Annotated in this window: 14 protein-coding genes; 10 read left to right on the forward strand and 4 right to left on the reverse strand. The window is 62.8% G+C overall.

Features of this window, described 5'->3' with window-relative positions; genetic code table 11:
* Window positions 1–30: 30 nt before the first annotated feature.
* On the reverse strand, window positions 31–741 hold the full coding sequence (locus tag EN869_RS26475) for a GntR family transcriptional regulator (protein WP_127229961.1): 711 nt from the start codon (window positions 739–741) through the stop codon (window positions 31–33).
* A gap of 217 nt (window positions 742–958) precedes the next feature.
* Between EN869_RS26475 and EN869_RS26480 the strand changes: the two genes are divergently transcribed.
* From EN869_RS26480 to EN869_RS26505, 6 genes are all read left to right on the forward strand, one after another.
* On the forward strand, window positions 959–2,440 hold the full coding sequence (locus EN869_RS26480) for a sugar ABC transporter substrate-binding protein (protein WP_127229960.1): 1,482 nt from the start codon (window positions 959–961) through the stop codon (window positions 2,438–2,440).
* Between the two features lie 138 nt (window positions 2,441–2,578).
* The gene (locus EN869_RS26485) at window positions 2,579–3,538 is read left to right on the forward strand and encodes a sugar ABC transporter permease (protein ID WP_127229959.1); all 960 of its coding nucleotides are present in this window, start codon (window positions 2,579–2,581) and stop codon (window positions 3,536–3,538) included.
* Complete coding sequence (locus tag EN869_RS26490; RefSeq protein WP_127229958.1) at window positions 3,535–4,425, forward strand: carbohydrate ABC transporter permease; 891 nt, start codon at window positions 3,535–3,537, stop codon at window positions 4,423–4,425. Before EN869_RS26485 ends, EN869_RS26490 begins: the two co-directional genes overlap by 4 nt.
* 10 nt (window positions 4,426–4,435) lie before the next feature.
* A complete protein-coding gene (locus EN869_RS26495; RefSeq protein WP_127229957.1) occupies window positions 4,436–5,533 on the forward strand; it encodes an ABC transporter ATP-binding protein in 1,098 nt (365 codons plus the stop codon).
* Between the two features lie 30 nt (window positions 5,534–5,563).
* On the forward strand, window positions 5,564–6,721 hold the full coding sequence (locus EN869_RS26500) for a mandelate racemase/muconate lactonizing enzyme family protein (protein ID WP_127229956.1): 1,158 nt from the start codon (window positions 5,564–5,566) through the stop codon (window positions 6,719–6,721).
* Between the two features lie 24 nt (window positions 6,722–6,745).
* Entirely contained in the window at window positions 6,746–7,480 is a 735-nt protein-coding gene (locus EN869_RS26505) for a ribonuclease activity regulator RraA (RefSeq protein WP_127229955.1), read from the forward strand.
* 88 nt (window positions 7,481–7,568) lie between these two features.
* Here EN869_RS26505 and EN869_RS26510 read toward each other — a convergent pair whose 3' ends face one another.
* Window positions 7,569–8,162 carry a DJ-1/PfpI family protein gene (locus EN869_RS26510; RefSeq protein WP_127229954.1) on the reverse strand — a complete coding sequence of 198 codons (594 nt, stop codon included), beginning with the start codon at window positions 8,160–8,162 and terminating at the stop codon, window positions 7,569–7,571.
* 15 nt (window positions 8,163–8,177) lie between these two features.
* The gene (locus tag EN869_RS26515; protein ID WP_127229953.1) at window positions 8,178–8,876 is read right to left on the reverse strand and encodes a GntR family transcriptional regulator; all 699 of its coding nucleotides are present in this window, start codon (window positions 8,874–8,876) and stop codon (window positions 8,178–8,180) included.
* 218 nt (window positions 8,877–9,094) lie between these two features.
* Between EN869_RS26515 and EN869_RS26520 the strand changes: the two genes are divergently transcribed.
* The 3 genes from EN869_RS26520 to EN869_RS26530 are packed head-to-tail and all read left to right on the forward strand — an operon-like array spanning window position 9,095 to window position 12,652.
* Complete coding sequence (locus tag EN869_RS26520; RefSeq protein WP_127229952.1) at window positions 9,095–10,321, forward strand: iron-containing alcohol dehydrogenase; 1,227 nt, start codon at window positions 9,095–9,097, stop codon at window positions 10,319–10,321.
* Window positions 10,322–10,340: 19 nt separating this feature from the next.
* Complete coding sequence (locus tag EN869_RS26525) at window positions 10,341–11,828, forward strand: NAD-dependent succinate-semialdehyde dehydrogenase (protein ID WP_127229951.1); 1,488 nt, start codon at window positions 10,341–10,343, stop codon at window positions 11,826–11,828.
* Window positions 11,829–11,836: 8 nt separating this feature from the next.
* Window positions 11,837–12,652: an alpha/beta hydrolase gene (locus EN869_RS26530; RefSeq protein ID WP_127229990.1), complete on the forward strand. Its 816-nt coding sequence runs from the start codon at window positions 11,837–11,839 to the stop codon at window positions 12,650–12,652.
* A gap of 122 nt (window positions 12,653–12,774) precedes the next feature.
* Here EN869_RS26530 and EN869_RS26535 read toward each other — a convergent pair whose 3' ends face one another.
* Entirely contained in the window at window positions 12,775–13,122 is a 348-nt protein-coding gene (locus tag EN869_RS26535) for a helix-turn-helix domain-containing protein (protein ID WP_127229950.1), read from the reverse strand.
* A 135-nt stretch (window positions 13,123–13,257) separates the two neighbouring features.
* Between EN869_RS26535 and EN869_RS26540 the strand changes: the two genes are divergently transcribed.
* Window positions 13,258–14,112 carry an SDR family oxidoreductase gene (locus tag EN869_RS26540; RefSeq protein ID WP_127229949.1) on the forward strand — a complete coding sequence of 285 codons (855 nt, stop codon included), beginning with the start codon at window positions 13,258–13,260 and terminating at the stop codon, window positions 14,110–14,112.
* Window positions 14,113–14,297 lie beyond the last annotated feature (185 nt).

A 14,297-nucleotide genomic window follows, 5' to 3' on the forward strand; every position in this document is an offset into this window, starting at 1 on the left:
AATGGCCAGGCTGACGATATCGTGGATCGGCTACCCTGCCCGGGCGGCGCTGCGCGCGCGCATGTGTTCGAGGACATGCCTGCCGGAACCCTCGACATGACGAGCAATGAGTTCGGCCGCCTTGTCGGCCTCTCCCGATTTTACGAGCGCGATGAGCTCGCGATGCTCGCGGATGATCGCGGCGCGCCGGGCGAGCGTGAAATTGAAACGCCGGCTCACCGCTCGCAGCACCTCGCGGTGCTTCCACCAGAGCTCGGCGGCGTGGCGGTTATAGTGCCGCTGGTACATCACGGTGTGGAAGGCTGTATCCAGCTCGCTGTGCCTGAGCGTGTCGGCGAAGTTGTTCTCTTCGATCAGGCCCTGGAGGCGTTCGAGCTCGGCGATGTCTTCCTCGGTCGCCATTCCCACAAACCAGCGCGTCAGCGCGGGCTCGATGAGAACGCCGATCTCGTAGATATCGCGGACGAAATCCTGATCGATGGGCCGGACGCGCGCGCCCCGGTTGGGAACGAAGGTGACGAAGCCCTCGCCGCGCAACAATTGCAGCGCCTCGCGCACGGGATTGGTCGAGGTGCCGTGACGGCGGGCGAGGTCGGTGACCACGAGCCGCTCGTTGGCGGCGAGCCGCCCCTCGATGATGTCTTCCCTTATCTGCTCGTAAAGCGAGGCGCCCTCGCTCGATGCCCCGAGAGCGTCAATCCCCTCGGGTGGCTCCGCTTTGAAATCGTTCGTTTCCGCCAAGGCCGTCCCCCTAGTCCAATACACATGCTGGCCTATATCACGCATGGCTTCGACAAAACAATGTACGATTTGCTGCGTTGACAGCTATTCTGCGATCTGAAAACGTATAAAGTGATCGAAGGGATACATTAGGGCGGAGAAATATCCCCGCGATCGAAACGACCAAGGACCGCTTGCGTAGGCGCGGAGCGGCATAGGAGAACCTGGGAGGAGACCTATGAGGAGGATCACAGTCGGCGGTGCCGTCTTGCGCGGCGCTGTCTCCACTGCATTGACGATATCGCTGATGTCGGGTTCGGCGCTTGCCGCGCCGCCGGTCGATCTGAGCAAGTGGTCGCCGGAATATGTGCGTTCGATTGCCGGCACGCAGGATTTCGACACGGCCGGCGATTGCGCCAAGGTCACCCCGCTCGACTACAAGGGGCGACTGACATTCTGGTATCAGGGCGTGTTCGAGGGCGACCCCGACCTCCTGCGCCAGTATTACAAGGATTTCTTCGCAACCTTCCGCAAGACCTACCCGAACATCCAGCTCGAGGAACAGGCCCTCACCTATAACGACCTGCTCGACAAGTTCCGCACGGCGCTCCTTGGCAATGCCGCGCCGATGGCGGTCCGCCTGCAAATCCTGGGCGGAACCGAGTTCGCCTCAAAAGGCTATCTGCAACCGCTGAAGCCCGAGGATGTCGGCTATTCGACCGAGGATTTCTGGCCCGGCGCCATGAAGGCCGTGACCTGGGACGGCGTGACCTACGGCATTCCGACCAACAACGAGACGATGGCGTTCATCTGGAATGCAGACATCTTCAAGCGGGCGGGCCTCGATCCGAACAAGCCTCCGGCCACCTGGGACGACGTCGTCAAGTATTCCAAGCAGATCCATGACAAGCTCGGCATTGCCGGTTACGGCCTCGTGGCGCGCAAGAATGCCGGCAACACACCCTACCGTTTCATGCCGCAGCTGTGGGCCTATGGCGGCGGCGTCTTCGACGAAGCAAAGGCGAACCCGACCTATAAGGAGATCGAACTCAACAGCCCGCAGAGCAAGGCGGCGCTGCAGGCCTCCTACGACATGTATGTCCGCGACAAATCGGTTCCGGTTTCGGCGCTCACCAACCAGCAGGCCGACAACCAGCCGCTGTTCCTGGCCGGCCAGCTCGGCATGATGATCTCGCACCCGTCCGACTACAATGTCATGCTCGACCTGCAGAAGAAGGCGACGGGCGCTGACAAGGACAAGGCCCAGACCGTCATCGACAACATGCGCTACGGCCTCATTCCGACCGGTCCCGACGGCAAGCGCGCCGTGGTGTTCGGCGGCTCGAACATCCACATCCTGAAGCCCGAATATGTCGAGGGCGGCAAGGTGGACGAGCCGGCGGCAAAGGCCATCATCTGCATGTGGACGAGCCCCGAATGGTCGCTGAAGATGGCTTACGCCGGCTCGAACCCCGGCAACCTCAACGGCTTCAAGACCAAATGGATGAAGGAGCGTCTGGACAGCATCAAGTTCCTCGATGTCACGACGTCGATGCTGCCATACGGCATCCCCTTCCCGGCGCTGCCACAGTCGCCTGAGATCATGAACATCATCATCCCGGATATGCTGCAGAATGCCCTGACCGGAGCGATGAGCGTCGACCAGGCGGCCGACGACGCGGCCAAGAAGGTGAAGGACCTGATGGGCGGCGGACTCTAGAGCATGATGCCGAAAAGTGTGAAGCGGTTTTCGGACGACATCATGCTCTATCTCTTTGACTAAGAAGCATGACTTGCGATCCGACCGACTGCGCCGCGAGCGCGGCCGGTCCCTTCTGAAGAACAAGGGCACGCCAAAGTGACGATCGTGAGCGGCAAGGTCGAGGCTCGCCGAACATTGCAATCCGCCAGGTCCGATGTGCTCCGCAAGATGTGGGAGCATCGCGCCGACTACGCCTATGTGCTTCCGGCGATTGCCGTGATGCTCATCGTCATCGCTTATCCGATCTATTACACGATCGAATTGTCGTTCTTCAACACGCCACCCGGCCTGCAGCTCCGGGACAAGATCTTCGTCGGTTTCAACAATTACACCGCCATCCTGACCAGCGGGGTGTTCTGGCAGGTCACATTCAACACACTGATCTGGACAGTCGCATCCACCTTCTTTTCCTTTGTCCTAGGGTTTGCCGCCGCGCTCGCGCTCCATCGCGACTTCATCGGCCGCGGTGTCCTGCGCGCCATCCTCATCATTCCCTGGGTCATCAGCGCCGTCGCCGCCTCCTATATCTGGAAGTGGATCTACCATTCGGATTTCGGCATCATCGGCGCGGTGTTGGTCGAGCTCGGATGGGCCAGCCGACCGCCGAATTTCATAGACAGCGTCTCAACGGTGCTGCCCTCGCTGATCGTCGTCAACATCTGGCGCGAGTTCCCTTTCGCCATGATCATGATGACGGCCGGCCTGCAGACCGTCCCCGAGCAGTTGCTACGCGCCGCCAAGGTCGATGGCGCCAACGCATGGCAACGCTTCTGGCACGTCACCTTCCCGCATTTGCGCAATGTCTCGACGGTGACGATCCTGCTGCTGGCGGTCGCCAACTTCAACTCTTTCATCATCCCCTGGATCATGACAGGCGGCGGCCCGTCCAACGCTTCGCATATCTGGATCACCCATATCTATGAGCTCGCCTTCGGCCGCCAGCGGTGGGGCGTGGCATCGGCCTATTCGGTGCTTCTGTTCATCATCCTGATGACGCTCGGCTACTTCTATGTCCGCGCGCTGAGCGGCAACGAGCGGAAGGACGGCAGCGCATGAGCACGGTTTCCGAGACGACCCCACGGGGTCGGACCGCCCGCCGCGTGCGCATTGATGGATGGCGGTGGGGCGGGCGCGCCTTCCTGGTGTTCATGCTGCTCTACACCGCCTTGCCGATGATCTGGATGCTGCTCACCTCGATCAAGTCCGGCTTCGCGGCTATGCAGTTTCCGCCGCAATGGTGGCCCGACCAGCCGACCCTTGACAGCTACCAGAAGCTGCTCGATCCGCAGAACAGCGTCGGTCAGGATTTCCTGCGCTTCTTCTGGAACAGTCTCATCGTCTCCACTGCCACGACCATCCTTTCGGTGATCGTGGCGGTTCCCGCGGCCTACGCGTTCTCGCGCTTCACTTTCCCGGGCCGGAACTTCCTGTTTTTCGCCGTCCTGCTGCGCAACATGTTCCCGGCGGTAATCTTCCTCGTGCCGCTCTTCATCCTGATGCGCGCGATCGGACTGGTGAACACGCATGGCTCGCTTGTTCTGACCTACCTCACCTTCGGCCTGCCGCTGGCGATCTGGCTGTTGAAGGGCTTTTACGACAACATCCCGGTGCAGCTCGAGCAGGCGGCGCGCATCGACGGCGCAACGCGGTTCCAGGCCTTCGTCCTGATCGTGATGCCGCTCTCGGCGCCGGGCATCATCGCCACCGCGATCTATTCCTTCATCGGCGCATGGAACGAATACATCTACGCCTACACCTTCCTCTCCAAGAACGAACAGCTGACGCTGCCGGTCGGCATCCAGCGCTTCTTCTCGGAAAATACCACGGACTTTCCGGGCCTGATGGCGGCCAGCTTCATGATGAGCGTGCCCGTCGTGGTGCTGTTCCTCCTCCTGCAACGATACTTCGTACGCGCGCTCACAGAAGGCGCGGTCAAGCACTAGGGAGTTTCGGATGGCGCATGTGGTCCTCAAAGATCTCGTCAAGACCTACGGCAGCTTCAAAGCCGTCAACGACGTTTCGCTGACGATCAATGATGGCGAGTTCGTTGCGCTGGTCGGCCCTTCGGGCTGCGGCAAGACGACCACGCTCAATCTCGTCGCCGGCCTGACCTCTGCCACGTCGGGCGACATCTTCATCGGCGAGCGGGTGGTCAACGACCTCGACCCCAAGGACCGGGACATCGCCATGGTGTTCCAGAATTACGCGCTCTATCCGCAGAAGTCGGTCTACATGAACCTCGCCTTCCCGCTGCAGATGCGCAAGCTGCCCAAGGACGAGATCGACAGGAAGGTCAGGGAAGCAGCGCGCGTGCTCGACATGACGCAGCTGCTCGAACGCAAGCCGCGCGAGCTGTCCGGCGGGCAACAGCAGCGCGTGGCGCTCGGCCGCGCCCTCGTGCGCGATCCGGCGGTGTTCCTGATGGACGAGCCGCTCTCCAATCTCGACGCCAAGTTGCGCGTGCAGATGCGGTCCGAGATCAAGCGGTTCCACCAGGACCTCAAGGCGACGATCATCTATGTGACACACGACCAGCTTGAGGCCGTGACCATGGCGGACAGGATGGCGGTGATGAATGGCGGCTACCTGCAGCAATATGATTCACCGGCTCAGGTTTTCGCCCATCCCGCCAACATGTTCGTCGCAAGCTTCGTCGGCAGCCCGGCGATGAGCCTCATTCCGCTGGAGGCATCGACGGCAAACGGCGGCGAGGTCCTGACAAGCGCCGAAGGCTGGAGCCTCGCGCTGTCGCCGCGCAACGCCCAGAAGGTCGCGCGAGCAACCACCAGGAAGGTCGTGCTCGGCGCCAGGCATTCGACGATCAAGCTGCACAAGAGCGCCATTGCCGGCGCCATTCCGGCCAAGGCCTACACGGTGGAGCCGACCGGAGACGTCACCTTCGTGCAGGCGTTCCTCTCCGGCGCCATCGTCAACATCAGCGTGTCCCCCAACATCACCGTCGTACCCGACGAGCAGATCTGGCTCGAGTTCGACCAGGAGCGCATTCACCTGTTCGACAGCGAAACGCAAATGGCGCTCGAAGCCAACTGAGACAGCGAACGCGCAGGGGGCCATGGGGGAATGACGATGAAGATCACTGCGATCAAGCCCTATCCGGTGTGGGTCGGGACCCGTAACCAGATGCTCGTCAAGGTCGAGACCGACCAGGGCATCTCCGGCTGGGGCGAGAGCGGCCTGAGCGGTCGCGAGAAGGCCGTGGCCGGCGCGGTCGAGCATTATCGCGAGTTTCTCATCGGCCGCGCCACCATGCAGATCGGCCGGATCTGGCAGGAGCTCTATCGCAGCCAGTATTTCGAAGGCGGGAGGGTCCTGCAGGCGGCGATCTCCGCCATCGATATCGCCCTTCACGACATCAAGGGCAAGGCGCTGGGTGTGCCGGTCTACGAGCTGCTCGGCGGCAAGCAGCGCGACCGCATCCCCACCTTCGCCTCGACCGGGGACGAGGCCGAAGGCGATGCCGCCATCGAACGCGCCCGCGAGTTGCGCGCACAGGGATGGCAGGCGATCCGCTTCTTCCCAGCCGGGCAGAGCAGCAAGGAGCTTTTCGAGCCGCGCGAGTCGATCGGTCCTACCGCCGCCATGCTGAACAGGGCCCGCGAGGCGCTGGGCGACGAGGTCGCGCTCGGCATCGACTATCACCATCGACTGTCGGTGGCCGAAGCGGCGAGCTTCTGCAACAAGCTCGGCCGCGGTGTGCTCGATTTCCTCGAGGAGCCGATCCGCGACGAGACGCCGGAGGCTTATGAGAGCCTGCGCACCATGACCGATATCCCCTTCGCCATCGGCGAGGAATTTGCCAGCAAGTGGCAGTTCCTGCCCTTCATCGAGCGCGGCATCCACCAGTTCAACCGGCTCGATGTGTGTAATGTCGGCGGGCTCACCGAGGCGATGAAGGTCGCCGGCTGGAGCGAGGCGCATTATGTGGATTTGATGCCGCACAATCCCCTTGGCCCTGTCTGCACGGCCGCAACCATTCATCTCGGCGCGGCGGTGCCGAACTTCGCCTGGCTCGAAACCAGGGTGCCCGAAAGGAAGCTGGGCTTCGACAATTCCGAGTTCTTTCCCGTGCAGCCACGGCTGGACGGCACCGATTACCCGGTCGGCGACCAGCCGGGACTCGGCGTCGAGGTCAACGAGGCGGCGATCCAGGCGCAGAGTTTTCGCTTCTGGGAAGCGCCGCATCTCAAGCGCCGCGACGGTTCCGTCACCAACTGGTAGTTCCATCTCATCCGGAGTCCGACAATGACGCATACAACCGACATCAAGCGGCCGCCAAAGGACCTGATCGACGCGCTGAAGGAGATCGGCGCCGCGACGGTTGCCGGCACGCTCGGCCATATGGGTTTTCGCAGCCCGCATATGGTCGGCCCCGTGGCGCAGAACCACGGCAAGTCGGTCGTCGGGCCGGCGCTGACGCTGCAGTTCCTGCCGCAGCGGCCGGACCTCTTCAACGAGGGCGAATATGCCGATCCGGAAACGCAGCTGCATCGCCACGTGCTCTACCACGCGCAGGAGGGCGATGTGGTCGTGGTCGACGCGCGCGGCGACATGAGGTCCGGCGTCTTCGGCGATATGATGTCGACCTATTTCAAGGGCCGGGGCGGCGCGGGCATTGTCATCGACGGATGCATGCGCGACCGGCCCAATGTCGAAAAGCTCGACCTGCCGCTATGGCTGCGCGGCTGGACGCCCAACTATCACGTGCAGACCAGCATCTATCCCAATGCCGTCAACGTGCCGATCGCCTGCGGCGGCGTCACCGTCATCCCCGGCGACATCATCGTCGCCGACGATGACGGGGCGGTGGTGGTTCCCGTGGCGATGGCGCCCATGGTGATCGAGGAGGCGCAGAAGCACCATGATTGGGAGGAGTTTTCGCGAGAGAAGCTCATGCAGGGCGCACCGCTGCAGCGCTACTATCCGCTGCACGATGACGCCCGTGGAGAGTATGAGGAGTGGCGCAAGACAAGGCGCTAGCGGCCAAACGAACGTCGCGACCTAATTTGTGTACTCGGAGCGGTACAAACGCTCACCCCCTTCAAGTACCTTTTGCTTACCGAAAAACTTAGCCATGGCGGATCTCCGTGCCGAGCACCTTCAGGCATTCCCGGATGAAGGCCGCAAGCGCAGTCCAGCCTTTGGCCGAAACCATCGTGCCGTCGACATAGGCTTCGGTCGGTGACAGGTCGATATAGGTGCCGCCGGCGAGCGTCACTTCCGGTTCGCAGGCCGCCAGCGCACCTACCTTCTTGCCGCGTACGACGCCATCGACCGCAATCAGGATCTGCACGCCGTGACAGATGGTGAAGATCGGCTTCCTGGTTTCGTGGAAATGGCGCACCATCGCCTGAATGCGCTTGTCGGTGCGGATGTATTCCGGCCCCCGGCCGCCAGCGCAATAGACGGCGTCATACTGGTCGAGCTGCTTTTCGGCGTCGGCGAACGTCTTGTTGATCAGGACATGGTGACCGAGTTTCTCGGTGTAGGTCTGGTCACCCTCGAAATCGTGCAGCGAGGTCTTGATCACGTCGCCGGCATTCTTGTCGGGGCAAACGACGTGCACGGTGTGGCCGACGGCCTCCATCGCCTGTTGATAGACAAAGGTTTCGTATTCCTCGGTGAACTCACCGGTCAGCATCAGGATTTTCTTGGCTGGCATGACTTGTCCTTTCGGTCACTCGAAGGCGGGCAGGAGTCGGTTCCGCGAATTCTCAATGTGCACCCGCATCGCCTTCTCGGCGGCGTGCGCATCGCCGGCCGCGAAAGCGGCGAGAATGGCCTCGTGCTCATCCAGCGCTTCTTCGGTGACGCGCGAGTGGTACATCAGGCGGAAGATGTGGAAGTGCGTATGCTGGTGGTTCAGCGTCTCGCGGATGAGCTCGTTCTGCGCGAACTCCATGATCTTGTCGTGGAAGATCGCGTCCTGCCGCGCGAAATTGGAATAGCGCAGACTCTCGTCCTTCCCCACCCGCCGCGCCATCACGCCGGCCGCTTCCCGCAAGGCCGCGAGGCGCTCTCCATCCAGCGCTGCCGTAGCCTTGGCGGCGGCAGCGGGCTCCAACAGAAGGCGAAGTTCATAGAGCTCGTCGAACCGGCGCCGCGTGATTTGCGGAGCCGCGCGATAGCCGATCAAATGGGTCTTCACGACGAGGCCCTCGCCTTCCAACCGCCCGAGCGCTTCGCGGATAGGCGTGTGTGAAACGTCGAATTCTCTGACAAGGTTATCGACGGTAATGCGCGATCCCGGCGGAATCTTCAGCGACATCAATTGCGCGAAGATTGCTTCGTAAACATCGCCCGCCAAGCTGTTGGCGCGCTGGATGCGACCGCTTGAGCGAGCTTCGGTTTCAACCGTCAGGTCGGGATTTTCCATCGGTTACCTCTTGACAGCAACAAGGCCTAACACGATGCTCCAGCCAGTTCAATACTATATCGTATACGATTTGATAGAGGATATGAACCAGTGCAACGCTTTATGGACGCGGCCGCGCTTGGGGCCCGGAGCGGCAAGAAAACTGAGCCGAGGGATCCCGCCAAGTCCGGATCGGCGACGAACGTGGCCGATCAGTTTGTTTTGAAAGATCTCAGTCGATGACCCTGTTTGCGGCCGCGCGCCTGCCGCGCGAAATTCTCTTCGGCAAAGGCCAGCGCCATGCGCTGCCTGCCATTGCCGGCCGATATGGCCGGCGTGCCTTCATCTGCACCGACGAACGGCTCGCCAGCACGCCCGAGTTCATCGAAATGCTCGATGGGTTAAGGGCTGCCCAGATCGACACGCTCGTCCACGACCGCACCTTGCCGGACGTGCCGCGCGACAGCGTCGGCGCCTGTATCGCACAGGCGAAGGGTTTCAGGGCGGACATGGTGATCGGGGTCGGGGGCGGCAGCTGCCTCGATATGGCGAAATGCGCCGGGCTGCTCATCAGTCATGGCGGCAAGCTCCAGGACTATTATGGTGAGTTCAAGGTGCCGGGCCCTACCCTTCCCCTTATTGCCGTGCCGACTACGGCCGGCACGGGCTCCGAAGTCACTCCCGTCGCGGTGATCTCCGACCCAGAGCGGACGCTGAAGGTCGGCATCTCCAGCCCGCATCTCATTGCCGCGGTTGCGCTGTGCGATCCGGACCTGACGGCGAGCTGCCCGCCATCACTGACCGCCATCACCGGCGCCGACGCGCTAACGCATGCGATCGAGGCCTTCACCGCGGCAAGACGCGGTGCCGATGCCGATCTGCCGCAACGCCATGTCTTCGTCGGCAAGAGCGCGCTGACCGATCATTTCGCCCTGCTGGCGATCAGGCTCCTGGGCCGCAGCCTCGAAGCAGCCTATCGCGACGGGTCGAACGAGAATGCGCGAGCCGATGTCATGATGGGAGCGTTGGCCGCCGGATGCGCCTTCGGCACGGCGGGAACGGCAGCCGCCCATGCCGTGCAGTATCCGGTCGGTGCGCTCACCCACACGCCGCATGGGCTGGGCGTCGCGACGATGCTCCCCTATGTGATGCGCTACAACCTGCCAGCGGCAACCGCGGAGATCGCGGAAATCGGCATTGCGCTCGGTCTGCCCCGCCAGGACCGCGGTGCCGATCAGCTGGCCGACGCCACGATCACGGAAGTAGCGCGACTGTTCAACGCGATCGGCATCACGCGAACGCTGGCTGACCTCGGCCTTCCCGAGGACAAGATCGACTGGACGGCGGAACAGGCGCTCGGCATCGACCGGCTGATCAAGAACAATCCCCGCCCCTTCGATCTACCGGCGATGCAGCGCCTGGTCAGGGCTGCTTATCGCGGCGATATGTCCGCTGTGACGATGTGAGGGACGGAGCCCGAACCCCATGAACATTTCGATAGACCTGATCGACCAGGATTCCGACATGTCCGAATATGCCGCGTTTTCGCATGGACTCTATATCGGTGGAAAATGGCGCCCCTCATCCGACGGCCGCGTCATCGAAGTGGTCGACCCGTCGACCGAAGCTGTGATCGCGGCGGTTCCGGACGCAACGCTCGCCGACGCCGCGGCAGCGGTCGAGGCGGCGGCACGGGCAGCGACCGGCTGGCGCGAGACCCCGCCGCGCAAGCGCTCTGAGATCCTGAGGCGCTGCTTCGAGCTGATGACCGAACGTGCCGAGACCTTGGCCGTATTGATCTCCCTGGAGAACGGCAAGGCCCTGCGAGACGCGCGCGGAGAAGTCGCCTACGCGGCCGAGTTCTTCCGCTGGAACGCGGAGGAAGCGGTTCGCATCAGCGGCGAGTTCGGCCTTGCGCCGTCCGGCGCGAACCGCATCGTGGTCGACTACCAGCCCATCGGCATTTGCGTTCTGATAACGCCGTGGAATTTCCCGGCGGCAATGGCCACGCGCAAGATCGCGCCGGCGCTTGCCGCCGGCTGCACCGTCATCCTGAAGCCGGCCAGCGAGACGCCGCTGACGGCCTACGCGCTCGCTGCCCTATACGAGGAGGCCGGCGTGCCGCCGGGCGTGGTCAACGTCATCACCACTTCGAATCCGGGGCCGGTCACTGCGGCCATGCTGGCCGACGCGCGGGTGCGGAAGCTGTCTTTCACCGGCTCGACCGGCGTCGGTCGCGGGCTTCTCGGCGAGGCGGCGAAGCACGTCATTTCCTGCTCGATGGAACTTGGCGGCAATGCGCCCTTCATCGTGCTCGACGACGCCGACCTGGAAGCGGCGCTCGACGGTGCGATGATCGCCAAGATGCGCAATGCCGGCGAGGCCTGCACGGCGGCCAACAGGCTCTACGTGCAGGCGGGCATCCATGACGCGTTCACCGAAGGCCTGCGCAAACGCATGGCGGCGCTTGCCGTCGGCCCGGGCACGGATTCGGAAACCGAATGCGGACCGATGATTACCAGAAAGGCCGTCGACAAGATCGATCGGCTCGTCCAGGACGCGGTCGCGCGCGGCGCGAAGGTTCTGTGCGGCGGCGCGATCGCTGAAGGCCGAGGATTTTTCTATCCACCCACCGTGTTGAGCGACGTGCCAGCCGACGCCGCCATGGCCCGCGAGGAGATTTTCGGTCCCGTGGCCCCAATCAGCCGCTTCGAAGATGAGGCGGAAGTCATCGCAAAGGCGAACGACACCGAATACGGTCTTGCCGCCTACATCTACACGCGCGACCTTGCCAAGGGCATGCGCATGGCCTCGAAGATCGAGTCCGGCATGATCGCGCTCAATCGCGGCCTGATGTCGGACCCTGCCGCGCCCTTCGGCGGCGTCAAGCAGAGCGGGCTTGGGCGCGAAGGCGGGCAGAAGCACGGCATCGCCGAGTTCATGGAGGCGAAATACATCGCCGTGACGATCTGATGAGACAGATGGCGAAAGATCCATTCCGTATTCGCGACCACGTCCCCGAATTCGACGATATCGTCGCCGAGATCGTTCGCGGCAGCGCCGAGACAAGGGCGAAAGTCCCGATGGTCGCCGACGTCGCTTATGGGCCGAACAGCACCGAGACCGTCGACCTGTTCTTCCCGCAGGGAAAACGCGATCGCCTGCCGGTGCACATGTTCATTCACGGCGGCTACTGGCGCATGTTCTCCAAGCGCGACTATTTCTACGTGGCGGACACCGTGACCAGCGCCGGGGCGATTGCCGTCATCGTCGATTACGCATTGATGCCGAGCGTGAGAATGGCGACGATCGTCGATCAAATACGCCGCGCGAGACAATGGATAGATGACCATATCGCGAGCTACGGCGGCGATCCTGACCAACTGACGGTAAGCGGCCATTCCGCCGGGGCGCATCTCGCGACGATGCTTTTCGGCGGGCACAGCCGGCCTTCAGGCATCAAAGGCGCCCTCCTGCTCAGCGGTATCTACGATCTAAGACCGTTGCAGGAGTCGTTTCTGGCTCGTGAGATCGCGATCACCGACGAGGAGGTTGAGCGGTTCTCGCCGATCGATCACAGCTTCGATCCGGGCGTGGCGGTCGAGATATCCGTCGGCGCCGAGGAAACGCCGCCCTTCCACGGCCAGGCCGCCGCTTTCGCAGAGAAACTCGAACGCCAAGGCCTGACCGTCTCGCGTACAAGCCTTGCAGCGGCCAACCACATGAGCAGCGTTCGCGACCTCGGCATCGCCGGCACTGAAGCCGCGGCATTGTTGGCTCGACTGTTGGGTGTATGAGAGCCACACCGCCGGAAGTCGGCAGGATCGCCGAACCCCTCTGCTTTTGGAACCACCACCAAATGCACCTGAGCCGGCGATTGCCCACCTGGGTCCCGATCGCAAAAGCTCCTTCGGAGGATCTACTCTGAAGAGTCACGCAGCAGCAGGCGCGAGCCGACCTCGACGATCGATCTGATCGCGGGCAGCAGTTCCTGGCCCAATGACGTCAGCTCATATTCCACTGTTGGAGGCGACGTTGGCATGACGTGGCGGGTCAAGACGCCACGCTGCTCAAGGTCACGCAGCCGGGTCGTCATAACCTTCGCCGAGATGAAGGGATTGTCACGGCGCAATTCCGAGAACCGGCGCGGGCCTTCGCTCAAGGACCAAAGCACCTCCGGCGTCCAGCAGCCGCCAAGCAGAGCCATACACCTCGACATCGGGCAGCCGAGAGGCGCCCTTACCGACTTTCGTACCTTGAGCACCATCGCCCATCCTTCACCGGCAGTTTCCAGTTGGTTACCGGAAAATGGAGGTAACCACAAGATACGTGGTTTCCATGGGTAACTATGGCCACTATGTAAGGCTCCCGAACCCATCCCAACCATGAAATGGACTGGACGATGTACGCAGTAACTGGAGCAACAGGACAACTGGGCCGCCTCGTTATCGAGGCGCTGCTAAAGACCATTCCCGCCGACCGGATCGTCGCGGCGGTTCGCAACCCTGCAAAGGCCAACGATCTGGCCGAACGCGGCGTGATCGTGCGCGAGGCCGACTATGGCCGGCCGGACACGCTCCGTTCGGCGCTGGCCGGCGTCGAGAAGCTGCTTTTGATTTCCTCGACCGAAGTCAGGGGCCGCCTTCCACGGCATCGTGCCGTGATCGACGCGGCAAGAGCGGCCGGCGTTTCGCTGATCGCCTACACGAGCATGCTGCACGCCGACACGTCGCCCGCGACGCTCGCGATCGAGCATCGGCAGACGGAGAAGGCCATCGTGGCCTCGGGCCTGCCGGCAGTGATTCTGCGCAATGGCTGGTACGCCGAAAACCATCTCATGGTGCTCCCGGCAGCGCTTGAGCACGGCGCCTTCGTCGGCGCCGCGAAGGACGGGCGCTTCTCATCCGCGGCGCGGCGGGACTATGCCGAGGCCGCAGCCGCGGTGCTGACGGCCAGCGACCAGGCGGGGAAGACCTATGAGCTCGCCGCAGACCATGCCTTCACATTTGCCGAGCTTGCGATGGAAGTCTCGCGGCAATCGGGCAAGACGATCATCTACAACGACCTGTCCGAGGCTGACTACAGGGATGTGTTGACGGGCGCCGGCCTGCCAGCCGATCTCGCTGCACTTCTGGCCGACGCCGACGCCGCTGCCTCACGCGGGGCGCTGTTCGACAACGGTGGCGCGCTGGGGCGGCTGATCGGTCGTCCGACCACGTCGATGCAGAGCCTCGTCGCGGCCTCCGTGCACGGCTGAGCCAGGCGTTCAGCCGATGTCACGTCGACAGAACCGGCGTGGATTCTGGCAGGGCAAAGGGGCTCGACCTCCACTTAGTCTCGCGAAGTCACGTGAGATCGACGCATTCACGAGATTAGGCAAAAACTCCACTCACACACAGTCAAGGCCCAGATCGTCTCCAGACGGGAATCGAGACAGTAGCG

The sequence above is a fragment of the Mesorhizobium sp. M2D.F.Ca.ET.226.01.1.1 genome (assembly GCF_004022705.2).
GTDB lineage: Bacteria > Pseudomonadota > Alphaproteobacteria > Rhizobiales > Rhizobiaceae > Mesorhizobium.

Coding starts and splice junctions, on each gene's coding strand:
- EN869_RS26480 (WP_127229960.1), top strand. CDS start 959: ATGAGGAGGATCACAGTCGGCGGTGCCGTCTTGCGCGGCGCTGTCTCC.
- EN869_RS26490 (WP_127229958.1), top strand. CDS start 3,535: ATGAGCACGGTTTCCGAGACGACCCCACGGGGTCGGACCGCCCGCCGC.
- EN869_RS26495 (WP_127229957.1), top strand. CDS start 4,436: ATGGCGCATGTGGTCCTCAAAGATCTCGTCAAGACCTACGGCAGCTTC.
- EN869_RS26500 (WP_127229956.1), top strand. CDS start 5,564: ATGACGATGAAGATCACTGCGATCAAGCCCTATCCGGTGTGGGTCGGG.
- EN869_RS26505 (WP_127229955.1), top strand. CDS start 6,746: ATGACGCATACAACCGACATCAAGCGGCCGCCAAAGGACCTGATCGAC.
- EN869_RS26510 (WP_127229954.1), bottom strand. CDS start 8,162: ATGCCAGCCAAGAAAATCCTGATGCTGACCGGTGAGTTCACCGAGGAA.
- EN869_RS26515 (WP_127229953.1), bottom strand. CDS start 8,876: ATGGAAAATCCCGACCTGACGGTTGAAACCGAAGCTCGCTCAAGCGGT.
- EN869_RS26520 (WP_127229952.1), top strand. CDS start 9,095: ATGACCCTGTTTGCGGCCGCGCGCCTGCCGCGCGAAATTCTCTTCGGC.
- EN869_RS26525 (WP_127229951.1), top strand. CDS start 10,341: ATGAACATTTCGATAGACCTGATCGACCAGGATTCCGACATGTCCGAA.
- EN869_RS26530 (WP_127229990.1), top strand. CDS start 11,837: ATGGCGAAAGATCCATTCCGTATTCGCGACCACGTCCCCGAATTCGAC.
- EN869_RS26535 (WP_127229950.1), bottom strand. CDS start 13,122: ATGGTGCTCAAGGTACGAAAGTCGGTAAGGGCGCCTCTCGGCTGCCCG.
- EN869_RS26540 (WP_127229949.1), top strand. CDS start 13,258: ATGTACGCAGTAACTGGAGCAACAGGACAACTGGGCCGCCTCGTTATC.